The 22,184-nt window shown below is 67.8% G+C and carries 17 protein-coding genes, 1 tRNA gene and 1 pseudogene; 13 read left to right on the top strand and 6 right to left on the bottom strand.

The window, feature by feature from the left end:
- Positions 1 to 185 (top strand): annotated as a pseudogene (locus AC1DO7_RS25205) (hypothetical protein); the annotation flags it as partial.
- Between the two features lie 382 nt (positions 186 to 567).
- Here the strand turns inward: AC1DO7_RS25205 and AC1DO7_RS25210 are convergent.
- Positions 568 to 873 (bottom strand): hypothetical protein, encoded by a 306-nt coding sequence (locus AC1DO7_RS25210; protein WP_441612829.1) that lies wholly within the window; start codon positions 871 to 873, stop codon positions 568 to 570.
- 194 nt (positions 874 to 1,067) lie between these two features.
- On the opposite strand from AC1DO7_RS25210, the gene AC1DO7_RS25215 reads away from it, so the two are divergent.
- Positions 1,068 to 1,973 (top strand): LysR family transcriptional regulator, encoded by a 906-nt coding sequence (locus AC1DO7_RS25215; protein WP_441649825.1) that lies wholly within the window; start codon positions 1,068 to 1,070, stop codon positions 1,971 to 1,973.
- Positions 1,974 to 2,030: 57 nt separating this feature from the next.
- Here AC1DO7_RS25215 and AC1DO7_RS25220 read toward each other — a convergent pair whose 3' ends face one another.
- From AC1DO7_RS25220 to AC1DO7_RS25235, 4 genes are all read right to left on the bottom strand, one after another.
- Entirely contained in the window at positions 2,031 to 4,730 is a 2,700-nt protein-coding gene (locus AC1DO7_RS25220) for a DNA topoisomerase III (protein ID WP_441649826.1), read from the bottom strand.
- A gap of 183 nt (positions 4,731 to 4,913) precedes the next feature.
- Positions 4,914 to 5,318, bottom strand: coding sequence for a thioredoxin family protein (locus tag AC1DO7_RS25225; RefSeq protein WP_441612832.1), 405 nt, complete (start codon positions 5,316 to 5,318; stop codon positions 4,914 to 4,916).
- Positions 5,319 to 5,395: 77 nt separating this feature from the next.
- A complete protein-coding gene (dprA, locus tag AC1DO7_RS25230; protein WP_441649827.1) occupies positions 5,396 to 6,511 on the bottom strand; it encodes a DNA-processing protein DprA in 1,116 nt (371 codons plus the stop codon).
- Positions 6,512 to 6,552: 41 nt separating this feature from the next.
- Positions 6,553 to 7,725 (bottom strand): LysM peptidoglycan-binding domain-containing protein, encoded by a 1,173-nt coding sequence (locus tag AC1DO7_RS25235; protein ID WP_441612834.1) that lies wholly within the window; start codon positions 7,723 to 7,725, stop codon positions 6,553 to 6,555.
- A 162-nt stretch (positions 7,726 to 7,887) separates the two neighbouring features.
- Here AC1DO7_RS25235 and def point away from each other — a divergent pair, with 162 nt between their 5' ends.
- From def to AC1DO7_RS25285, 10 genes are all read left to right on the top strand, one after another.
- Complete coding sequence (gene def / locus AC1DO7_RS25240; RefSeq protein WP_441612835.1) at positions 7,888 to 8,394, top strand: peptide deformylase; 507 nt, start codon at positions 7,888 to 7,890, stop codon at positions 8,392 to 8,394.
- Positions 8,395 to 8,631: 237 nt separating this feature from the next.
- Entirely contained in the window at positions 8,632 to 9,651 is a 1,020-nt protein-coding gene (gene fmt / locus AC1DO7_RS25245) for a methionyl-tRNA formyltransferase (RefSeq protein WP_441612836.1), read from the top strand.
- Between the two features lie 43 nt (positions 9,652 to 9,694).
- Positions 9,695 to 10,336 carry a LysE family translocator gene (locus AC1DO7_RS25250; protein WP_441612837.1) on the top strand — a complete coding sequence of 214 codons (642 nt, stop codon included), beginning with the start codon at positions 9,695 to 9,697 and terminating at the stop codon, positions 10,334 to 10,336.
- A gap of 153 nt (positions 10,337 to 10,489) precedes the next feature.
- Positions 10,490 to 11,350, top strand: a complete 861-nt coding sequence (htpX, locus tag AC1DO7_RS25255) for a zinc metalloprotease HtpX (protein WP_441612838.1) — start codon at positions 10,490 to 10,492, stop codon at positions 11,348 to 11,350.
- A 242-nt stretch (positions 11,351 to 11,592) separates the two neighbouring features.
- Positions 11,593 to 12,954: a 16S rRNA (cytosine(967)-C(5))-methyltransferase RsmB gene (gene rsmB, locus AC1DO7_RS25260; RefSeq protein WP_441612839.1), complete on the top strand. Its 1,362-nt coding sequence runs from the start codon at positions 11,593 to 11,595 to the stop codon at positions 12,952 to 12,954.
- 19 nt (positions 12,955 to 12,973) lie between these two features.
- Entirely contained in the window at positions 12,974 to 13,837 is an 864-nt protein-coding gene (locus AC1DO7_RS25265; protein WP_441612840.1) for a DUF4390 domain-containing protein, read from the top strand.
- On the top strand, positions 13,834 to 16,302 hold the full coding sequence (locus tag AC1DO7_RS25270; RefSeq protein WP_477116686.1) for a sensor histidine kinase: 2,469 nt from the start codon (positions 13,834 to 13,836) through the stop codon (positions 16,300 to 16,302). The genes AC1DO7_RS25265 and AC1DO7_RS25270 overlap by 4 nt, the downstream gene beginning before the upstream one ends.
- A gap of 55 nt (positions 16,303 to 16,357) precedes the next feature.
- Positions 16,358 to 17,062, top strand: a complete 705-nt coding sequence (locus AC1DO7_RS25275; protein WP_441612842.1) for a response regulator — start codon at positions 16,358 to 16,360, stop codon at positions 17,060 to 17,062.
- A 59-nt stretch (positions 17,063 to 17,121) separates the two neighbouring features.
- Positions 17,122 to 17,197, top strand: a tRNA-Phe gene (locus AC1DO7_RS25280).
- Between the two features lie 706 nt (positions 17,198 to 17,903).
- Complete coding sequence (locus tag AC1DO7_RS25285; protein ID WP_441612843.1) at positions 17,904 to 18,713, top strand: aquaporin; 810 nt, start codon at positions 17,904 to 17,906, stop codon at positions 18,711 to 18,713.
- Here the strand turns inward: AC1DO7_RS25285 and AC1DO7_RS25290 are convergent.
- Positions 18,697 to 20,460 carry a carbohydrate porin gene (locus AC1DO7_RS25290; protein WP_477116687.1) on the bottom strand — a complete coding sequence of 588 codons (1,764 nt, stop codon included), beginning with the start codon at positions 20,458 to 20,460 and terminating at the stop codon, positions 18,697 to 18,699. The genes AC1DO7_RS25285 and AC1DO7_RS25290 overlap by 17 nt on opposite strands.
- A 480-nt stretch (positions 20,461 to 20,940) precedes the next feature.
- Between AC1DO7_RS25290 and AC1DO7_RS25295 the strand changes: the two genes are divergently transcribed.
- A complete protein-coding gene (locus AC1DO7_RS25295; RefSeq protein WP_441612845.1) occupies positions 20,941 to 22,074 on the top strand; it encodes a TRAP transporter substrate-binding protein in 1,134 nt (377 codons plus the stop codon).
- The last annotated feature ends 110 nt before the right edge of the window (positions 22,075 to 22,184 follow it).

Below are 22,184 nucleotides of genomic sequence, written 5' to 3' on the forward strand. Positions count from 1 at the left end.
GCAATGCCATGGGCGGGCGCACCGGCGGCCTGCTGGGCGCGGCCGTGGGCGGCGGCGCGGGCGCGGCGCTGGGCGGCAATGTGTCGCGCAGCAATTCCTACGACGATGACCGCGGCCGCGGCTATCGTGGCGGCTATCGTGGCGGCTACAAGCGCAAGCACAAGCATCACCACCACGACGACTGATCGGCAGGATCGGACGATCAGCAGCAAAACGGGCCCCGAGGGGCCCGTTTTTCATTGGCCCGGGTGGGCGCTCGACCAGGCACGGGGAAGCGGTGCACGAATGCGGGCCATGCCGGGGGTATCATGGATCACGTTCATGCCGCTTCGCCGGCGCGATGCGGGACCGGGTTTGCGGAACCGGTTTTGCGGACCCTCAATGCGGAGCCCCGGGGTGGAGCCCCGGTGTGGAGCCCAAAAACAAACACGCCCGTACCGGCGCGGTACGGGCGTGTTCTCCGTTAGATGCGGGGAGAGCGCTTGCGCTCCCTCCCCACCGGCCTGTGGAGATCAGCCGAATGGGGCGGGGCCGCCACGGGCGGCCCCGGCCAACGGGCAGGCTGCCTTACAGGGCAGCGGCGCCGTCGGTGAAGACGTCGAACTTGCCGCCCTTGGCGCCGTCGGTGTACGGGTCGAACTTGCCGACCTTGGCACCGTCGGTGAACGGGTCGAACTTACCGGCGCGGGCGCCATCGGTGAAGCTGTCGAACTTGCCGGTCTTGCCACCGTTGCTGTACACCGAAGTCTGGGTGATGCGGGCGCCATCGGCGAACACATCGAACTTGCCGCTCTTGGCAAACGCGGGCGCGGCCGACAGGGTGGCGGCGAGCGTGGCGGCAGCGGCGATCAGGGCAAAACGTTGGGTCTTCATGATGGTTCCTTTCCACTGGCGAGGACACCGGCTCTTTTTTTCAGCAGCTTCGCTGCAATGCGGCATCCGATGGCTCGATATTAGGCATTTCCCTCATATGAATAAATATTGTTGCGGACAATGATTAGTTCTAGTTTTCGCAATAAATAGCCCACAATCCGTAAGAGTTCACGAGCAAGACTGGAGACTATGTCATGGACCGGCTGCAATCGATGCGCGTCTTTTCCAAAGTAGTGGAGCTGGGCAGCTTTGCACGTGCAGCGCAGCAACTGGAAATGTCCAATGCCGTGGTGACGCGCTACGTGGCCGACCTGGAGAGCCATCTGGGCACCCGGCTGCTCAACCGCACGACCCGTAGCTTGTCGCTCACGGACGCCGGAGAGACCTATCTGCAGCGTTGCCAGCAGATCCTGGAGGACGTGGAAGAGGCCGAATCGGTGGTAACGGCGCGCAGCCAGTCGCTGTCAGGCACGCTGCGGCTGGTGGCCCCGGTGATGTTCGGCCTGCACCTGCTGCCGGAAGCGCTGGCCCGTTTCCAGGCCATGTACCCGGATGTGGTGTTCGACGTGCAGTTGTCCGACCGCATTGTCGATATCGTGGAAGAAGGCCGCGACGTAGGCGTGGTGCTGTCGGACCTGGGGCTAGGCTCGCACCTGGTGGCGCGTCCCCTGATTTCCGCCGAGATCATCCTGTGCGCCTCGCCGGGCTACCTGCGCCAGCACGCGCCGCTGCGCCACGCGCACGAACTCAGCCATCACCGCTGCATTGCGATGCGCCTGCCCACGGCGGAGCATGAGTGGACGCTGTCGGGGCCCGAGGGCGAAGTGACGGTGCCGATCCGGCCCAGCCTGCTGTGCAGCAATGCGGAACTGGCGCACCAGGCGGCCCTGGCCGACATGGGCGTGGCCATGCTGTCGTCCTACCTGGCGCGGCCCAATATCGAGTCCGGAAGGCTGACGCACATCCTGCCGCAGTACCAGTTGCCACGGCGCGACGTCAGCGTGGTCTACCCCAGCCGCAAGTTCCTGCCGACCAAGGTGCGCGCTTTTATCGATTTTCTGCTGGCGGATGGCATGGAGCGCAGCAAGCACCAGGTCTAGCCAGCCCGGTGCGGTTGGCGCGGGCGGCGCCACATTGGCACCGCCCGCGCCGCGGACTTACTCCTCGGCGTCGGCCGTGGCTTCGTCGCCGGTGCGCGACTTGCCGGTGGCGCGCTTGGCAGCTGGCGCCTTGGCAGCGGCCTTCTTGGCCGCGGGCGCCTTCTTTGCCGGTGCCTTGGCCGCCGTCTTGGTGGCGGCCTTGGCCGGCGCCTTGCCGGCCTTTTCCTCGGCCTGTGCTTCGTCGCCGCCGCTCTTGGCGGCAGCCGTCTTCGCCGCCGCGCCCTTCGCGCCCGCCTTGGGTTCGCGTGCCTCGAACTCGAAGCCGATCTTGCCGTCCGGCTGCTTGGCCAGGTAGGCCTTGAAGTTGCGCCCGGTGCGCGAGGACTTGAAGCCGGTCAGCAGGTCGGTGCGGCCCGCGCCCAGCAGCTTGCCGATCTGCTCGCGCGAGATCTCCTGCTGCAGGATGATCTTGCCGGTGGTGAAATCGCAGGTCTTCGGGCTGGCCACGGCGTTCTCGCACACGTACTTCATGCCGTGCTCGTACACAGCGCCGGCGCACTTGGGACAGGCGCCGACCGATTCCTGGCCGGTGAAATCCACCGGCTCGCCGTCGTTGTCGTCGTCGTTCTGGCCGAAGTCGAATTCCATCTTGTAATGGCCTTCGTCGTCGCGGCCCAGCTTCAGAATGGCGGCGAAGGGCCGGCCCATCTTGCTGCGGAAGCCTTGCAGCGGACCGATTTCCTTCTTCAGCAGCAGTTCTTCCACCTCGTCGATCTCGAACTGGCGCCCGCCCGGGATCTTGCTGATGGAGAACTCGCAAGCCGTGCAGGCAAAGCGGCGGTAGTTCTCCTTGACCTGGCTGCCGCACTGCGGGCACGGCGTGGCCAGCGTGGCGTAGTCGCCCGGGATGGTGTCGCTGTCGTATTCCTTGGCACGCTTGACGATCTGCTGCGTCATCTGCGCGATCTCGCGCATGAACTCGTCGCGCTTCAGGCCGCCGCGTTCGATCTGCGACAGCTTGTGCTCCCATTCGCCGGTCAGCTCGGCCTGGGTCAGCTCCAGCACGCCCAGGCCGCGCAGTAGCGTCATCAGCTGGAAGGCCTTGGCGGTGGGAATCAGTTCGCGGCCTTCGCGCACCAGGTATTTCTCGGCGAGCAGGCCTTCGATGATGGCCGCGCGCGTGGCTGGCGTACCCAGGCCCTTGCCGGCCATGGCCTCGCGCAGCGCGTCGTCGTCCACCAGCTTGCCAGCGCCTTCCATGGCGGACAGCAGCGTGGCTTCGTTATAGCGGGCGGGCGGCTTGGTGGTCAGGCCGACCGAATCGACCTTGTCGACCTTGACCCGCTCGTCCTTGGCCACCGCCACCAGGTTGGACTCGTCGCCCTGGGACTCGCGGCCGTAGACCACGAGCCAGCCCGGGTTGACCAGCACCTTGCCCTCGGTCTTGAAATGATGGCCCGCCACCTCGGTGACGCGCGTGGTGACCAGGAACTCGGCCGCCGGGAAGAACACTGCCAGGAAGCGGCGCACCACCAGGTCGTACAGCTTCTGCTCCGGCTCCGACAGGTTCTTCGGCGCCTGCAGCGTCGGGATGATGGCGAAGTGGTCGCTGATCTTGCTGTTGTCGAAGATCTTCTTGTTCGGCTTGATCCAGCCGCTGGCCAGCACCTTCTTGGCATGCGGCAGGTAGTTCGGCGAGCTGTCGGCCAGCATGTCCATGGTCTGCTTGACCGTGTCCAGGTAGTCCTCGGGCAGCGCGCGCGCGTCGGTACGCGGGTAGGTCAGCACCTTGTGCTTTTCGTACAGCGCCTGCGCCAGGCCGAGCGTGTTCTTGGCCGAGAAGCCAAAGCGGGAGTTGGCCTCGCGCTGCAGCGTGGTCAGGTCGAACAGGGCCGGCGACTGCTGCGTGGAGGGCTTGGATTCCTCGGTGACGGTGCCGGTCTTGTCGCGGCAGGCCACCACGATGCTCTTGGCCTCGGCCTCGCTCCACAGGCGCGATTCGCGCGCCTCGGGATCGAACTCGTTCTTCTTGAACTTGGGATCGAACCAGCGGCCTTCATACAGGCCCGCGGCGGCGATGAACTCGGCGCGCACTTCCCAGTAGTCGCGCGGGACGAACTTCTTGATCTTCTCCTCGCGCTCCACCACGATCGACAGCGTCGGGGTCTGCACCCGGCCCACGGTGGTCAGGAAGAAGCCGCCGCCCTTGCTGTTGAAGGCCGTCATGGCGCGCGTGCCGTTGATGCCCACCAGCCAGTCGGCCTCGGAGCGGCAGCGCGCGGCATCGGCCAGCGGCAGCATGTCGGCGTCGTCGCGCAGGCGGGCGAAACCGTCGCGGATGGCCTGCGGCGTCATCGACTGCAGCCACAGGCGCTGCACCGGCTGGCGGGCCTTGGCCTGCTGCTGGATCAGGCGGAAGATCAGTTCGCCCTCGCGCCCCGCGTCGCAGGCGTTCACCAGCCCGGTGACGTCCTTGCGCTTGATGAGGCGGTTCAGCACCTTGAGGCGCGACTCGGTCTTGGCGATCGGGCGCAGGTCGAAGTGGGGCGGGATCACCGGCAGGTTGGCGAAGCTCCACTTGCCCCGCTTGACCTCGTATTCGTCCGGGGCGGCAATCTCAACCAGGTGGCCGACGGCCGACGAAAGGACGTATTCGTCGCTTTCGAAGTATTCGTCATGCTTGGTAAAGCCCCCGAGGGCACGGGCGATATCGGCCGCAACCGATGGCTTTTCCGCGATGATGAGGGCTTTTGACATGGATCGGGTCCTTGCTGGCCGCTCACTGGCGGCCTGCGAATTATTGCCACTGAAGGCTATGCACTATATGTAAACAGCGAGCCTGGGCTTTGAGGCGCCAATAATAAGCGCGGTTTCGACGGCGGTGCAAGCTGGCCCGTGCGTCGCTGCCCCCGGGCGGTGCCATCCGGCCCGCCCCGCCGGCTAGGCGTTGCTGTCTCCGGCCTGCAGCCACTCGAGCACCTCCGGGAGCTCCGTGCCGGCTGCAAGCCGCATGGCGGCGCCGCGCGCCAGCATGCGTTCGAGCACTTCGATATGCGGCAGCAACGTGCCGTAGAACTGCGGCGCGCCACCGGCCGCAGGCTGTACCAGCACGGTCGGGAAATTCTCGATGTCGAGGTCGCCAAGCCGGTCGGCGTGGGTCTCGATATCGATCCAGACAAAGCAGTCTTGCGGGAAACGCGCCGCCAGCCGCCGCAGCGCCTCCAGGTAGTCCTTGCAGGTGCCACACCACTCGGCGCACAGGCAGGCCACCAGGCGGCCTTGCGGACGCGCTGCCAGYGCCTGGGCGATCTCGCCCGCATTGTGCTCCGGAAAGTAAACGGTCATGGCGGAATAAACATGAGCCTTTTCAGGCACGGGAATCGTTTGATTGTAGCGGGCGGCGGGAAAACCGTTCGGCGCGCTCACCCGATGCGCCGGTAAACGTTGCCGGGCAGGCGCTCCACCGCGCCCTCCAGCTCCAGCGCCAGCAGGGTGGCCGCCAGCTGCTCGGGCGGCAGGGCGCAGCGCGCGCACAGCGCGTCCAGCGTGACCGGATCGTGGGTGAGCGCCTGACCCAGCAGGTCGTCCAGCCGCGGCACCTGCGCTGGCGCCACGCGCGGCACGCCGCCGGCTTCCATGCCGAGCTCCTCCAGCACGTCCTGCGCAGTCTCGACCAGCTTGGCTCCCTGCCGGATCAGCAGGTGGCAACCCTTGGACAAGGGGGCGTGGATCGAGCCGGGCATGGCGTAGACCTCGCGCCCGAGCTCGGCGGCAAGCCGTGCCGTGATCAGCGAGCCCGAGCGCGCCGCCGCCTCCACCACCAGCACGCCACGCGCCAGCGCAGCGATGATGCGGTTGCGCTGGGGAAAATGCTGGCTGCGTCCCGGCGCGCCAAGCGCAAACTCGCTGACGATCGCACCTTCGGCTGCGATGCGGTGGGCCAACTCGCGGTGGCGCGCCGGGTAGACCAGGTCGGCGCCGGTGCCGATCACCGCCACGGTGCCGCCGGGGCCGGCGAGCGCGCCGTCATGGGCGGCGCCATCGATGCCCAGCGCCATGCCCGAGACCACGGTCAGCCCGGCCCGGGACAGCACGGTGGCAAAGCGCCGCGCATCCTCCACGCCCTGCACGGTGGCATTGCGCGCGCCCACCATGGCCACGGCCGGGCCGGCCAGCGCCTCGGGCCGGCCTTTCACGTAGAGCATGGGGGGCGGATCGGACAGATCCAGCAAGGCGCGCGGGTAGGCCGCATCGGCCAGAGTCAGCAGATGGTTGCCGGGTTCGCCGGCCCAGGCCACGGTGCGCTCGATCAGCGCCAGCGTGGCCGCGTCGGGGTCCGCCAGCAGGGCGCGGGCCTGCCTGGCGGGTATGACCCGGGACAGGGTGGCGAAGTCCAGCGCGAACAGCTGCTGCGGCAGCCCGAAGGCCGCCAGCAGCTGCCGCACCCCGGCCTTGCCAAGACCCGGCGCCTGGGTCAGCCGCAGCCAGGCCGCGATCTCGGCGGCGTCTGGCACGGCGCCAGGCACGGCGTCAGGCACGGCGGCCGGCGCCGCGCCCGGGCCGGCTGCTGGCCATGCGCTCAACGCGGCGATGTGACGTGGTCGCCCACCTCGATCGCATTCGAGGCGTCGGTGACCAGGGCGTACGCAACGCCAGGGAAGACCCGGAACACGAAGGCCAGGCCGTAGCGCTCATCGGGCAACTGGACCGGGCGGTTGCCATCGGTGCGGTCGCGCACCACCAGGCCCGCGCGCGACAGCGCCACCACATGGCCGGGTTCGAGCCCGGCCGCGGTGCCCAGGTTGAGCACCACCACCTGCTTGGCGCCGCCAAACTGCACGCCGCCGTAGACCGCCGCGATGCGGCCGTCGAGCAGGGCATCCGGTGCGTGCGGGATATAGCGCACGGCCTCGCGAGCGGGTTGCGGCATCAATAGCGTGCCCGTGCCCATTTCCTGCTGGGCCTGGGTGACCTTGAGCGTGGTGACGGCCTCGAAGCCTTCCGGCGGGCGCGAGATGCGCACGTTGCCCTGGTACTCTGCCTCGAAAGCCAGCACTTGGCCGGTGACGGGATCCTTGATCGGCCTGACCGGCTTGAACGCCTGCCAGTCGCTGCCGACCACGGCCTCGGGCGGGGAGATGCCGCGCGCGTAGGCGGTGTCGCCCATGCCGAGGTACACGCGCGACTCGGGCAGGCCGATGATGCGCGCGGACGTCTGCAGCGTGCCCTCGTCGACCACCTGCGGGCGGATCAGGAAGGGCTCGATGTCCTTGGCGGGGATGCTGGCAATGGCGCCGTCGGGGCCGCCCTCGGAACGCACGGCCGGAGTGAGGCGCACCGTGTCGCCCGCCGCGGGCGTGGTCGAGAGCCAGGCCCGGCCGTCACGCTGGATCAGGTACAGGACCTGGCCCGGATAGATGAGGTGCGGGTTGCGGATCTGCTGCCGGTTCATGCCCCACAGTTCGGGCCAGCGCCAGGGCTGGCGCAGGAAGCGCCCGGAGATGCCCCACAGCGTATCGCCGCCGCGCACCACATATTGGGTGGGCGCGTTCGCGGCCAGGTCGGCGGCGGGTATGCCTTGCTGCGCCGTGGTCGACGCCCGCGCCTGCTGGGCAGGGGTGACGACCAGTTCGGCAGCCTGGACCATCGCCCCCGTAGCGACAGTGATGCCAGCCGCACACAGCATTGAACAGGCAAACGCGTACGTCCTGCGGCCCGGCGCCGCCTGGTGTTCTTTGGTAAGATCGCGCATTTTCTCGAACCGGCTGGCAGAACAGCCGGATTGACCCTGGAGAGCGCGCCTGCTGCGACGCGCCTTGAATTTTTGTACTTGCGCCCCGATTCTGCATGTAAACACCCGTTGCCGCAACGCGGGCCACATGTGTGAGCAGTGGGGGCGTTGCGCCCCAGCATCATGGCCAAACTCGATATCCTGACCTACCCCGATCCCCGCCTGCATATCGTGGCAAAACCGGTTGCCGCGGTGGACGACCGCATCCGCCAGCTGGTAAATGACATGGCCGAGACCATGTACGAGGCGCCGGGCATCGGCCTGGCCGCGACACAGGTGAACGTGCACGAGCAGGTGGTGGTGATCGACATCTCCGAAAGCCGCGACGAACTGCGCGTCTTCATCAACCCGGAAATCACCTGGGCCAGCGATAACCGCAAGGTGTGGGAAGAAGGCTGCCTGTCGGTGCCCGAGGTCTATGACCGCGTGGAACGCCCGGACCGCGTGCGCGTGCGCGCCCTGAACGAGAAGGGCGAGACCTTCGAGCTGGACGCGGACGACCTGCTGGCCGTGTGCATCCAGCACGAGATGGACCACCTCAAGGGCAAGGTCTTCGTGGAATACCTGTCGCCGCTGAAGGTCCAGCGCATCAAGTCCAAGCTGCACAAGCGCGAACGCAGCCGCATGTAGGCCCGGGCGGCTGCGCAACGGTGCTGGCGCCATTGCGCGGCCTTGTCGTACCGCTTGTGCTGCCTGCGGCCACGCGCCAGGCCAGAACCGCTGCGCTTCGCCCTGAATGCCGAAGCAATCTCGCAAGAACAGCCGGCGGCTTCGCCGCTCCGGCGCGCTCTGCTATCGTATTGCCTTCCCGATGATTCCCTCGCCGGCCGCTGATGCGGCCGGTGCCGCTTTACGCCGGAGCGCTCCATGTCAGACGTGTCCCAACCAGCCAGCCAGCCCGCGCCGCTGCGCGTCGCCTTCGCCGGCACGCCCGAATTCGCCCGGGTGGCGCTGGCCGCCATCCACGAGGCCGGCTTTCCGGTGGTGGCGGTGCTCAGCCAGCCGGACCGCCCCGCCGGGCGCGGCCTGCAGTTGCAGGCCAGCCCGGTCAAGCAGTACGCGCTGGAGCATGGCCTGGCGCCGGTGCTGCAGCCGCGTTCCCTGCGTCGCCACGGCAAGTATCCCGAGGAAGCCGGCGCCGCCGTCGATGCGCTGGCGCAGATCGCGCCGGACGTGATGGTGGTGGCCGCCTACGGCCTGATCCTGCCGGCCGAGGTGCTGGCGCTGCCGCGCCTGGGCTGCCTCAATATCCATGGCTCGCTGCTGCCGCGCTGGCGCGGCGCCGCGCCGATCCACCGCGCCATCGAGGCCGGCGACACGCAGACCGGCATCACGCTCATGCAGATGGACGAAGGCCTGGACACCGGCGACATGCTGACGCTGGAGGCCGTGCCCATCTCTGCGCACGACACCACCGCCGCGCTGCACGACACCCTGGCCGCGCTGGGCGGCCGCATGGTGGTGGAGGCGCTGCGCCGCCTGGCCGCCGGCGAGCGCCTGCCGGCCACGCCGCAGCCCGCCGAGGGCGTCACCTACGCCGAGAAGATCGGCAAGGACGAAGCCCCGCTGGACCTGCGCCGCCCCGCCACGGCGCTGGCCGCGCAGGTGCGCGCCTTCAACCCGTTCCCGGGCGCCACGCTGCAGGTCGGCCAGACCGTCATCAAGTGCTGGCAGGCCGATGCGCTGCCCGCGGCGGGCGCGGGCGAGGCGCCGGGCACGGTGCTGGCGGCCGACGCCGGCGGCGTGGTGATCGCCTGCGGCGACGGCGCGCTGCGCGTGACCGAGCTGCAGAAGCCGGGCGGGCGCCGCCTGCCGGCGCAGCAGTTCCTGCAAGGCATGCCGCTGCCGCCGGGCACGCGCTGCGCCTTGCCCGAAGGCGCGGCATAGTCCGCCAGGCACCCCGACCCGCTTTCGCCGCCAGGAGCCCCCGATGCTAGGCATTACTGACTTCCCCTTGTTCGTCGGCGCCGTATTCCTGCTCAATGTGACGCCGGGCCCGGATACGGCGTATATCGTCGGCCGCAGCGTCGCGCAAGGCAGGGCGGCCGGCGTGGTTTCGGCACTTGGCGTCAGCGCCGGCTGCTGCGTGCACTCGGTGGCCATCGCCTTTGGCCTGACCGCGCTGCTGGCGGCCTCGGCCACGGCCTTTACCGTCATCAAGTTCGCCGGCGCCGCCTACCTGGTGTGGCTGGGCCTGCGCCTGATCTGGCAACGGCAGGCGCCAGGCCGCGCCGAGGCGGCCGCCACCGTGCCGCCGGGCTCGCGCGGCTTGCGCTCGCTGTTCATGCAGGGTTTCCTCACCAATGTGCTGAATCCGAAGGTGATCCTGTTCTTCGTGTCCTTCTTCCCGCAGTTCGTCGATCCGCAGGCGGGACACCAGGCCGCGGCCTTCCTGGCACTGGGCGGGGTGATGGTGCTGATGTCGACGCTGTGGAACGGGCTGGTGGCCTGGATGGCCGGCACGCTGACGCGCAAGGTCGGGCAGGCGCCGCGCCTGAAGTGCTGGCTGGATCGCTTTGTCGGCGCGGCGTTCATCGCCCTGGGTGCCCGGCTGGCCCTGGTGCAGCGCTAGCCAGGGCCGGGCCACTGCCTGTTTTTCAGGCAGCGACCCGTTGAATTTCCGCCTGTGGCGCCCATCTAAACATCACCGCGCCGCGCTTGCGCGAACTGGCCGGCCCGGTCGTGCGCACCACGGCCGGCAATGACTTCTTCGGAGATCAAGGCAATGTTCAACTGGGTCAAGACCTTCATGTTGATGGCGGCCATCACGGCCCTGTTCATCGTCATCGGCGGCATGATCGGGGGCCGCAGCGGCATGATGTTCGCGCTGGTGATGGCGCTGGGCATGAATTTCTTCTCGTACTGGTTCTCGGACAAGATGGTCCTGCGCATGTATAACGCGCAGGAGGTCGATGCCAGCACGGCACCGCAGTTCTACGGCATGGTGCAGGAGCTGGCGCAGCGCGCCCAATTGCCGATGCCGCGCGTGTACCTGATCAACGAGGACGCGCCCAATGCCTTTGCCACCGGCCGCAACCCCGAGAACGCCGCGGTGGCGGCCACCACCGGCATCCTGCGCGTGCTGTCCGAGCGCGAGCTGCGCGGCGTGATGGCGCACGAGCTGGCCCATGTGCAGCATCGCGACATCCTGATTTCGACCATTGCCGCCACCATGGCCGGCGCCATCGCCGCGCTGGCGAACTTCGCCATGTTCTTCGGCGGGCGCGACGAGAACGGCAACCGTAGCAATCCCATCGCCAGCATCGCGGTGGCGATCCTGGCGCCGCTGGCGGCCTCGCTGATCCAGATGGCCATCTCGCGCGCGCGCGAATTCGAGGCCGACCGGGGTGGCGCCACCATCAGCGGCGACCCGCAGGCGCTGGCGATGGCGCTGGACAAGATCCACCGCTACGCCCAGGGCATTCCGTTCCAGACCGCGGAGCAACACCCCGCCACCGCGCAGATGATGATCATGAACCCGCTCTCCGGTGGCGGCATCGCCAACCTGTTCTCGACCCACCCGGCCACCGAGGAACGGATCGCCCGCCTGATGCAGATGGCGCAAACCGGCACCTATCCGGTGTGATGGCGCCCGATCAGCGCCCGATCGGAGCCTGATCCCGCGCCGAGCCGCCCCGAAGGCCGGCAAAAACGCCGGCCCGGGGCGCATACAGGGTAAACTGCCCGCCGTGCTTCCCCTGGAAACGGCGGGCAGTTCGTTTCCGGCCGTTCCGGGCCTGTCCGGCCTGTCGGGTCTTGCCGCCAGTGCTTGCGGCCGGGTCCCTTGCCATTCCGTATCACTGCCTCACCGCTTCGCTGCCCACTGTCATGCGCCTGCCACACGAATCCCTCGCCTTCCAGATGCTCGCTGCCGCGACTGCCGTACGCGGCGTCAACGAAGGCAGTGCGCTGCCGCTGGCCATCGACAATGCCGCCGCGCAGTTCCGCCTCGACCGCGTGCGCGATGCCGCCACGCGCGGCGCGCTGCAGGACCTGGCCTACCGCACCATGCGCCAGTTCGGCACGGCGCGCGCACTGGTCACCAAGCTGGTGACGCGCCCGCCCGGCGCGCAGGTGGACTCGTTGCTGGCGGTGGCGCTGGCGCTGCTGGTCGAAGACGAGCAGGGCGAGGGCGGCTACACCGAGTTCACGGTGGTGGACCAGGCCGTCAGCGCGGCCGCCTCCGAACCGAAGACCGCGCACGCGCGCGGGCTGGTCAATGCCGTGCTGCGCCGTTTCCTGCGCGAGCGCCGCGCGCTGCTCGACGAAGTGCGCCGCGACGACGAGGCGCGCTGGAACCTGCCTGCGTGGTGGCTGAAGATGCTGCGCGAGGCGTATCCCGAGCAGTGGACGGCGCTTGCCGAAAGCGCCAATGTGCGCCCGCCCATGACCCTGCGCGTCAACACCGCGCGCGTCTCGGTGCCTGAGTACCTCACGCATGTGGCCAATGCCGGCATGGCGGCCACGGCCATCGGCACGCAGGCGGTACGCCTGGTGCGCGCCTTCCCGGTGTCGCAGATTCCCGGGTTTGCCCAGGGCGACGTCTCGGTGCAGGACGCCGGCGCGCAGCTGGCCGCGCCGCTGCTCCAGCTGGCCGACGGCCAGCGCGTGCTCGATGCCTGTGCCGCGCCCGGCGGCAAGACCGGACACATCCTGGAGCTGGCCCGCGTGGATGTCACCGCGCTCGAGAGCGATGCCCTGCGCGCCGCGCGCATCGACGAGAACCTGGCCCGCCTGGGCCAGCAGGCCAAGGTGGTGGTGGGCGATGCGAGCCGCCCGCAGGACTGGTGGGATGGCCAGCCCTACGACCGCATCCTGGCCGACGTGCCATGCTCGGCCTCCGGCATCGTGCGCCGCCACCCGGACATCCGCTGGCTGCGCCGCGAGGTGGATATCGCGCGCCTGGTGACCGAGCAGCGGCGCATCGTCTCCCAGCTGTGGAACCTGCTCAAGCCGGGCGGCATCCTGGTCTACGTCACCTGTTCTATTTTCCCAACGGAGGGGGAAGAGCAGGCGCGCTGGTTTGGTGCACAGCTACCAGATGCGATACGATTGCAAGCGCCCGGCCAGATGCTGCCCGGCAGTAGAGACCATGGAGGCCAGGCGGCCGGCGGCGGGAGTGCCAGCCAGGAAGGCCTGCCCTCCGATCACGACGGCTTCTTCTACGCGCGCTTCCAGAAACGACCCTGACCGCTCCCGACCGATTCCAATGCCGAACCCGCTGCGCTTGTTCGTCCTTCGCGTCCCTGACGACAATGCGTGCGGTTGCGTGGCGGCAGGCGGTGGCCGGGATGGTGCACGCGGCAGGCGCGGCGCGCGCGCCTGGCTCGCATCGTGGTGGTTCGCGGCAGCCGTCGCGCTGACCGTGCTGCTGACGCTGACGGCGCTCCCGGGTAGCGCGCGCGCCGACGTCATCGAAGTCAACGAGGCCCGCATCGAATACCAGGATGGCGGTTTCGACCTCGCCGCAAGCTTCGATTTCGACCTGCCGGCACCRCTCGAGGACGCGCTCAACAAAGGTATCTCGCTCTATTTCGTGGTCGATTTCCAGCTCACGCGCCCGCGCTGGTACTGGTTCGACGAGAAGCCGGTCAATGCCAGCCGCAGCGTGCGGCTGTCCTACCATCCGCTCACACGCCAGTACCGCGTCTCCACCGGCGGGCTGCAACTGCCGTTCACGCGCCTGAAGGGCGCGCTGCAGTTCATCCAGCGCGTGCGCGGCTGGCGCGTATTCGACCGCGGCATGGTCAAGGCCGGCGAAACCTACCAGGCCGAGGCGCGCATGCGACTGGACCTGACCCAGCTGCCCAAGCCATTCCAGATCAACGCCGTGAACACGCGCGAATGGAATCTCGCCTCGGAATGGCGCCGCTTCAGCTTCACCGTACCTACCGAGTATCCGGCGCCGCCGCCCGCGCCGCCGGTGGTGCCAGTGCCGCCACCTGCGCCGGCCCCTGCATCGGCCGCTCCGGCGCCCGTGGCCGGCGAAACGCGCGCGGTGCCGTTCGCGCAGACCGTGTCCACGGCGCTGTCGCCCACCGCCCTGGTGCAGCCGGCCCCGGGCCAGCCATGATCGCCAGCAACAGCCTGTGGGACAGCCGCTTCCGGCGCGTGCTCTATCGCGTGGTGGCGGGCATCATCGTCTTCCTGGCGCTGGTGCTGGTGGCGCTGCTGGCCGGCGCCTCGGCCAACACGGAATTCTTCGACCGCTACTTCACGCTGCTGTTCAAGATCAACCTGGTGATCGGCGTGCTGCTGGTGCTGATCATCGGTGCGCTGGCGCTGACCTTGTGGCTGCGCTATCGCCGCGGCAAGTTCGGCACGCGCCTGATGACCAAGCTCGCCGTGTTCTTCGGCGTGGTGGGCGTGCTGCCGGGCGTGCTGATCTACCTGGTATCGCTGCAGTTCGTCTCGCGCAGCATCGAGTCATGGTTCGACGTGCGCGTGGAGACTGCGCTCGAGGCCGGCCTCAACCTGGGCCGCTCCACCATCGACAGCGCGCTGTCCGACCTGCAGGGCAAGGCCCGGCTGATGGCCGACCAGCTCACCAGTTCGTCCAACGTGGCCACCTCGCTGCAGCTCAACCGGTTGCGCGAGCAATACGGCGTGCAGGAAGCCGCGATCTTCACCGGCAGCGGACGCGTGATCGCCACGGCCTCGAGCAGCTATGCATCGCTGGTGCCGGACCTGCCCTCGGGCGTGCTGGCAGAGCAGGCCCGCCTGGCCGGCGGCTACGCCGCGGTGGAAGGCGGCACCGACCCGGCCGTCGATGGCCATCACCCGCCCGAACGCACCGATGCCAGCCACCTCTACCGCCTGCGCGTGATCGTGCCGCTGGGCCCCGCGCCCACGGCGCAGGCCAGCGCGGCGAGCCCCGCCGGCACCGCCAGCCAGYCGGGCGCCAAGGCGCCGCTGAACCTGGCCAGCCGCTGGGCCGGCTCCGGCCTGTCGGTGGAGCGCCGGCCCGAGGATGCCGCGTCATCGGGCTTCGGCCTGATGGGCGAGACCGTGCGCGAAGAGCGCTACCTGCAAGTCGTGCATCCCGTGCCGACGGCGCTGGCGCGCAATGCCGACGAGGTCCAGCGCGCCTACCAGGAGTACCAGGAGAAGGCGCTCGGGCGCACCGGCCTGCGCAAGATGTATATCGGCACGCTGACGCTCACGCTGTTCCTCGCGGTGTTCATCGCCGTGATGCTGGCGCTGCTGCTCGGTGGCCAGCTGGCGCGGCCGTTGCTGATGCTGCTGCAAGGGACCAAGGAAGTCGCCGAGGGCGACCTCTCGCCCAAGCGCGAGCTCAAGAGCCGCGACGAGCTCGGCATGCTCACGCAGCAGTTCAACATGATGACGCGCCAGTTGTCGGAGGCGCGCATCGCGGTGGAACAGAACCGCAGCGCGCTGGAGAAATCCACCGCCTACCTGGAGAGCGTGCTGCAGAACCTGACCGCCGGCGTGTTCGTATTCGACCGCCGCTTCGTGCTGATCACGGCCAACCCCGGCGCCGAGCGCATCTTCCGCCAGCCCTTTGCCGGCGCGCTGGGCCAGCCCATCGAAGGCATCCCGGTGCTCGGCGCGTTCGGCGACATCGTGCGGCAAGCGTTTTCCGAGCAGAGCACCAGCGAGATGCTGGGCGGCTCGCAGCACTGGCAAAAGCAGATCGAGCTGCCGCAGAGCGACGAAGAACAGGCGCTGACGCTGCTGGTGCGCGGAGCACGGCTGCCGGGTGGCAGTGTCGGCGAGCGCGACGAGCCGGGCTACGTGGTGGTGTTCGACGAYATYTCCGATGTGATYKCSGCYCARCGYTCGGTGGCRTGGGGCGAAGTGGCGCGSCGSCTSGCGCAYGARATCAAGAACCCGCTGACSCCGATCCAGCTCTCGGCCGAGCGCCTGCAGATGAAGCTCTCGCCCAAGCTCGAGGGGCCCGATGCCGACGTGCTCAAGCGTGGCGCCACCACCATCGTCAACCAGGTGGCGGCCATGAAGCGCATGGTCGACGACTTCCGCGACTACGCGCGCACGCCGCCGGCGATGTTGCAGTCACTGCAGATCAATGCCCTGGTTGCCGAGGTGCTGCACCTGTACGGCATCGACGACGCCGGCGTGCACGAGCATGCCGTGATTCATCCGGCGCTGGCGGCCGGCCTGCCCGAGATCAAGGGCGATCCGACCCAGTTGCGCCAGGTGATTCACAATCTGCTGCAGAATGCGCAGGACGCGGTGGCGGACAACGTTGCGGCGGCCCGTCCGGCGCCCCGTATCGCTCTGCACACCGAGACTGTAGAATACAAAGATTCTGCCGGCGAAGACCGGCAGGCCGTCAAGCTCACCATTGCGGATAACGGTCCCGGTTTCGCCCCGCGCATCCTCAGCCGCGCGTTCGAACCCTACGTGACCACCAAGGCCAAGGGTACCGGCCTGGGGCTCGCGATGGTGAAGAAGATCATTGACGAACACGGCGCCCGCATCGAACTGCGCAATCGCATGGAGGGCACCGAACTCATCGGGGCGCAGATCTCCATCCTGTTCGTTAAACTGGCATAGTCACAATGTAGCGGCCCCGAACCCGGTGAGCCGCGGTGGGGTCAAGAGGGGAAGTATGGCAACCATCCTCGTAGTCGACGACGAAATGGGTATCCGGGAGTTGCTCTCGGAGATCCTCAGCGACGAAGGCCATGTGGTCGAAGTGGCAGAAAACGCGCAGAAAGCGCGTGAGTACCGTGCCGGCAATACGCCTGACCTGGTGCTGCTTGACATCTGGATGCCCGATACCGACGGCGTCACGCTGCTCAAGGAGTGGTCGGCGCAGGGCCTGCTTTCCATGCCTGTCATCATGATGTCGGGCCATGCCACCATCGATACCGCGGTGGAGGCGACCAAGATCGGTGCGCTCAACTTCCTCGAGAAGCCGATCGCACTGCAGAAGCTGCTGTCCGCCGTCGAGCAGGGGCTCGCACGCGGCGTCGAACGTCCGCGCGCAAGCGCTGGCGCCGGCACCGCACTGCCCACCGCCAGTAACGGCGAAGCCGCACCATTGGTGGCCACGGAGGCCGCTGCCGAGGCAGTCAACGGCAGCCCGCAACGCTTGCCCGAAGCCGAGATGCATTTCTCCTTCGACATGCCCCTGCGCGAAGCACGCGACCTGTTCGAGCGTGCCTATTTCGAGTACCACCTGGTGCGCGAACACGGCAGCATGACCCGCGTCGCCGAGAAAACCGGCCTTGAACGCACCCACCTGTACCGCAAGCTCAAGCAACTCGGCGTGGAACTGGGTCGCAACAAGCCGGAGCCGGCGGAACAGTAAGTTATTTTTCGGGCAGTGCTTGACCGGGCAAAAAAGCACTGCTATTATTTCGCTTCTTTGGCCCGGTAGCTCAGTCGGTAGAGCAGAGGATTGAAAATCCTTGTGTCGGCGGTTCGATTCCGTCCCAGGCCACCAGCATTAATGAGAAAGCCCAAGATCTGAAAAGGTCTTGGGCTTTTTTCATTGGGGCCAGCATATGGCCCGTGCCTTCCCAGGGCATTCGCCGCGCATATCGCCCATGCGCTTGCAATTGCATATGGGCTTCCGTTTCCCGCAGCGCGCCTGCGCGCACGATTGCGTATCGACGTGTCGCGGCGTAGCGTAGCGTGTCGCGACGAAGGCGGCGTATTGCACCGCATTGCACTGTATTGCGACGTAACACGACGTATTGCACTGTCGAGCAGGAGGGCATCACGCGCGCCTGCACAGCGCCTTCGAGCTTGCATCGCACCTTGTCCCCGACGCCCCTTCAGGCACGCCTCGCCATCCTGTGGCGCGGCGCATGCGCGCTTGCATTGTTGCCCCTCACCGCCTAATGTTCATGCACGAATTCCGCCGCGAATTCCTGCTCGAGTGCCGCCGCGTCAGCGATTATCGGCATTGCGTCAATTCCCCTTGAAATCCGCCTTTTGAATTTGATCCTGCGCGCCGAAATTCGTCGTCGCATGGAGTAGATCGGGCATTCCCGATACCTGCGGAAAACCGACCCCTTCCTACATTCGATACCTCCGGTTCATTCATAAGATGCCGGACATGCATTGACGCTCCAGGCGGAAAAACGGAACACTGCGCCCTCTGCCATTCGCGCTGGATTCCTCCGCGCCCCTCCTTTGCAAACCCGATGCACGCTTCCCACGATGTGACCGCGGCCCCGGTCCGCTCCCTTGGCCCGCAAGACGGCAGTCCGCGCGTACCCACGCCTGCGGTCCCGCTCGCCAGGCGCCTGGTGGCGGAGGCATTGGGTACGGCCCTGCTGGTAGCGGTGGTGGTGGGCTCGGGCATTCGCGCGCAGCAGCTGGCGAGCGGCAATGTCGCGTTGGCGCTGCTGGCCAATGCGCTGGCCACGGGTGGCGGGCTGATCGCGCTGCTGCTTGCGCTGGGGCCGGTGTCGGGCGGGCATTTCAACCCGGTGGTGAGCCTGTCGGCGATGCTGCGCGGGGAACTGGCCGCGCGCGATGCATGGCGCTATGCGCTGGTGCAGGTGGGCGGTGCCGTTGGCGGCGTGATGTGTGCGCATGCGATGTTCGGCGAGCCCATGCTGGCCTGGTCGGCGCAAAGCCGTAGCGGCGCATCGATGTGGTGGAGCGAATGCGTTGCCACCTTCGGCCTGATCGGCGTGGCGATGGGCACCGCGCGCAGCCGGCCTGGCGTGGTGCCGTTCGCGGTGGCAGCGTACATCACGGCGGGATACTGGTTCACGGCATCGACCTCGTTCGCCAATCCGGCACTGACCATCGGGTGCGCGCTGACGGCGACCTTCACCGGTATCCGCGCCATCGATGTACCCGGTTTCGTGCTGGCGCAACTGGCCGGCGGGCTGGGGGCCACGCTGGTGTTCCAATGGCTGCTGGGCGTGCCCCGCCGCAGCCTGCCGGGGGCAGGGCGCGGTGCCAGGTGGCGCGCCGGGGCGGCGCCTACCAGCGCCGATTGAGCTGTACGCCGAAGACCGAGCCGGAGTTCTGCGTCGCCCAGGTGTCCGAGGGCGCGGTGAAGGCGATGCCGTCGACATCGCTGGCGCGGCTGTAGGTGTAGAACGCGCGCAGGTTGGCGTTACCGGCAGCCTTGCCGAGCGTGAAGGTCGGCGCCACCGTCAGCGCGGTGCGCTGGCCGCTGGTGCCGAAGCCAGAGGTGATCTGGTCGTGCGCGACCTCGAAGGTGAGCTTGAACTGGTCGCTGGCGATGTAGGCCGGACGCACGCGCGTGGCAGTCCATTGCAGGGTGCCCACCGGCGAGCGGTCGAACTGCATGCTGGATTCCACCGAGCCGGCCAGTCCCAGGCCCGAAGCCCGCTTCCACTCCATCGATTCCGCCACGCGCACGCGCGACAGCGACGGCCCCATGCCGGTATAGCCGGTGAGGGCGTTGCGGCTGCCTTCGCCGAACTGCATGCCGAAGCGGTTGGTGCCTGCCAGCACGCCTTTCTGTTCATGCATGGCGGAAACCCACCATGCGCTGCCGGTCTGCGCTATCAGCGGCTCGGCTTCCACGCGCGTATAGCCCAGCTGCACCGAACCTTTCTCGTTGGTGTTGATGGGCGCGGTGCGCAGCGAATGGTAGCTCGGCAGGTTGGCACCATTGAGATCGTTGCGCGAGGTGTACTGGTAGTTCAGCGCGATATCGCCGAAGCRCGCGTTATCCACGCCGAAACGCATGGCCGGCGAAGTGGGCGGCAGCAGCCCCGACGACATCAGGAAGGACGAATCCTCGCGCCGGCCGGCCCACATGGTGGCGCCGTCGAGCACGGAAAGGCCGCTGACCGCCGTGTAGAACTGCGGCAGCAGCGCATACGGGTCGACCGCGGCGGGGCGGCCATTGACCGAGGTGGCATCCGTGCCCTTGGCCTGCGCCACCAGCTGCACCTGCGCGCCGCCATCGAGCGAGAACAGCGATTCCTTCACCTTGACCTCGCCGGTGCTGCGGCAGGCCAGCCCGCCGATGCCGGCGGACGGCGTGCCGCCGCCCGCGCAGGCGCRCGTGGTGGTCGTGCGGTCATCGTAGGCGGCGCGGCCGCTGTAGCCCAGGCGCCAGACCTGGTCGCCGGCGGGATCGTCGGCCGGCAATCGGGAGGCCAGGGAGAAACCTTCCGCGGCGGGCGCTTCGGGGGCGTCGCCGTCCGGCAGCCTGGGTGGTGTTTCCGCCACGAACTGGCCAAGGCGCTTGGGGAACAGCACCACCGGCGGCGGCGGGGCTATGTAGGGCTGCAGCGGGAATTCGGGATCGGGCGGCCCGGCGAGTTCGGTGCCATCGTCAGACAAGCCGGCATTGACCCAGCTGGCGGGCGCGGGCGGCGGCGGGGCCACTGCCCCGGATGCGGCAGCGCCGGCTGCTGTTTGAGGCTCCGCGCCGGGAGGTGGGGCGGATGTGGCCGGTGTGGCCGGTGTGGCCGGTGTGGCCGGTGCGGCCGGTGCGGCCGGTGCAGCAGGTGCGGCGGCAGGCGCCGGGTCTTGCGCGCCCGCGATCAGTGCTGCCAGCGGATCACTTTCCGCCGCCGCTGGAATCATTGCCAGCGACTGCTTCGCAACGCCGTGCGGCGTCGCCTGCACCGCCGGCGGCGTCACATCCGCGCCGGCAGGCGTCTGCGCGCACGCATTCAAACCCCAGGTGGCCAGGATGGCCAGCACGAGGCAGCGCGGGAGACGATCCGGCGGGAAGCGGGGGACAGGCGAGGCGAACAACATAGGCGATACGGGCAAGGCGTGATTTTTTAACAGTCGAGCAATTGGACAGCAAGCGGGGTTACAAAATCCGCGGCGAAGCGGCCTTCTCACCATACGAAAAACGGGGTCAGGGCTACCGGAAAGCACCTGGGACATCATGTGCGGCCGCAGCATGGCAAATGCTGTCCACCACTCCGCATGTCGTGTTCTCCCGCGGCTCGCTCCTAGCGAAAACCCGGACTTTCCCGGCCCCCCGTGGCGAAAGGGCCACCGCTATAATCAGCGGGCTAGCCCGACGGGTACGGGCCGGCCTCTCGAGCCTGTTACGAAGGCATGCCAGCATACGTCATTGCCATGGCAAGTCTCCGTAACAGGCTCATTGTTGCGCCGCAGCCGTATCCCGGCTCCATGCGCGTCTCGGTACGGGGGCGGAGGTTCGCGCAAGACGCGGGCTGTCCCGGTCCTGCTGCCGCACTACAAAATCGATAAAGAGGAGAAGTAATGGAACGTCGTTCCTTTCTGTTGAAGGCATCGGCCGTGGCGGCCACCGGCGCGCTGGCCGCTTGCGGCAAGGAAGAAAAACCCGCGGCGCCGGCCGCCGCCGTTGCCGGTGCACCGGCCGTGGTGGGCAGCAATCCGGCCGTGGAATGGCGCCTGGCTTCGAGCTTCCCGAAATCACTCGACACCATCTTTAGCGGTGCTGAATTGCTGTCCGCCCGGGTCAAGGAACTGACCGACGGCAAGTTCAACATCAAGGTCTTCGCCGCGGGCGAGATCGTGCCGGGCCTGCAGGTGCTGGATGCCGTGCAGAACAACACGGTGCAGATCGGCCACACGGCCGGCTACTACTACTTCGGCAAGAACCCGACGCTGTGCTTCGACACCACCATCCCGTTCGGCCTGACCGCACGCCAGCAGAACGCCTGGATGCTGCAGGGCAACGGCATGAAGCTGATGCGCGAGTTCTTCAAGGAATACAACGTCATCAACTTCCTGGGCGGCAACACCAATGCCCAGATGGGCGGCTGGTTCCGCAAGGAAATCAAGACCGTGGCGGACCTGCAGGGCCTGAAGTACCGCATCGCCGGTTTTGCCGGCGTGGTGCTGTCGCGCCTGGGCGTGGTGCCGCAGCAGATCGCCGGCGGCGATATCTACCCGGCGCTGGAAAAGGGCACCATCGACGCGGCCGAGTGGGTTGGCCCCTATGACGACGAGAAGCTCGGCTTCTACAAGGTGGCCCCGTACTACTACTACCCGGGCTGGTGGGAAGGCAGCGCGCAGCTGTCGTTCTACGCCTCGGCCACCGAATACGAGAAGCTGCCGTCGCTGTACAAGCGCGCGCTGGAAACGGCCACCATCGAGGCCCACACCACCATGATGGCCAAGTACGACGCGGTCAATCCGCAAGCCCTGGCCCGCCTGCTGGAAAACGGCGTCAAGCTGCGCCCGTTCTCCAAGGAAATCATGGAAGCCTGCTTCAAGGCTACCCAGGAAGCCTACGCCGAAGAGACCGCCAAGAACCCGTCGTTCAAGAAGATCTACGACGACTGGCGCGTGTTCCGCAACAACGAGGCCGCATGGTTCAACGTGGCCGAGCAGGCGTTTTCGCAGTTCAGCTTCGCGCGCAAACTCTAGGCATGCGCACGAGGGAGGCGGGCCTCGGCCCGCACCCTTGCCAGCCGCCTGCAAGCCCGTGCCCAGCGCGGGCTTTTTTACGCCGGTAGAATCGCCCGATTCTTTGGGAC

This window comes from Cupriavidus sp. 05N40 (assembly GCF_056397305.1).

Excerpts from the sequence above, each read along its gene's own strand:
- AC1DO7_RS25210 (WP_441612829.1), bottom strand. The coding sequence starts at position 873 with ATGAAGACCCAACGTTTTGCCCTGATCGCCGCTGCCGCCACGCTCGCC.
- AC1DO7_RS25215 (WP_441649825.1), top strand. The coding sequence starts at position 1,068 with ATGGACCGGCTGCAATCGATGCGCGTCTTTTCCAAAGTAGTGGAGCTG.
- AC1DO7_RS25220 (WP_441649826.1), bottom strand. The coding sequence starts at position 4,730 with ATGTCAAAAGCCCTCATCATCGCGGAAAAGCCATCGGTTGCGGCCGAT.
- AC1DO7_RS25235 (WP_441612834.1), bottom strand. The coding sequence starts at position 7,725 with ATGCGCGATCTTACCAAAGAACACCAGGCGGCGCCGGGCCGCAGGACG.
- def (WP_441612835.1), top strand. The coding sequence starts at position 7,888 with ATGGCCAAACTCGATATCCTGACCTACCCCGATCCCCGCCTGCATATC.
- fmt (WP_441612836.1), top strand. The coding sequence starts at position 8,632 with ATGTCAGACGTGTCCCAACCAGCCAGCCAGCCCGCGCCGCTGCGCGTC.
- AC1DO7_RS25250 (WP_441612837.1), top strand. The coding sequence starts at position 9,695 with ATGCTAGGCATTACTGACTTCCCCTTGTTCGTCGGCGCCGTATTCCTG.
- htpX (WP_441612838.1), top strand. The coding sequence starts at position 10,490 with ATGTTCAACTGGGTCAAGACCTTCATGTTGATGGCGGCCATCACGGCC.
- rsmB (WP_441612839.1), top strand. The coding sequence starts at position 11,593 with ATGCGCCTGCCACACGAATCCCTCGCCTTCCAGATGCTCGCTGCCGCG.
- AC1DO7_RS25275 (WP_441612842.1), top strand. The coding sequence starts at position 16,358 with ATGGCAACCATCCTCGTAGTCGACGACGAAATGGGTATCCGGGAGTTG.
- AC1DO7_RS25285 (WP_441612843.1), top strand. The coding sequence starts at position 17,904 with ATGCACGCTTCCCACGATGTGACCGCGGCCCCGGTCCGCTCCCTTGGC.
- AC1DO7_RS25295 (WP_441612845.1), top strand. The coding sequence starts at position 20,941 with ATGGAACGTCGTTCCTTTCTGTTGAAGGCATCGGCCGTGGCGGCCACC.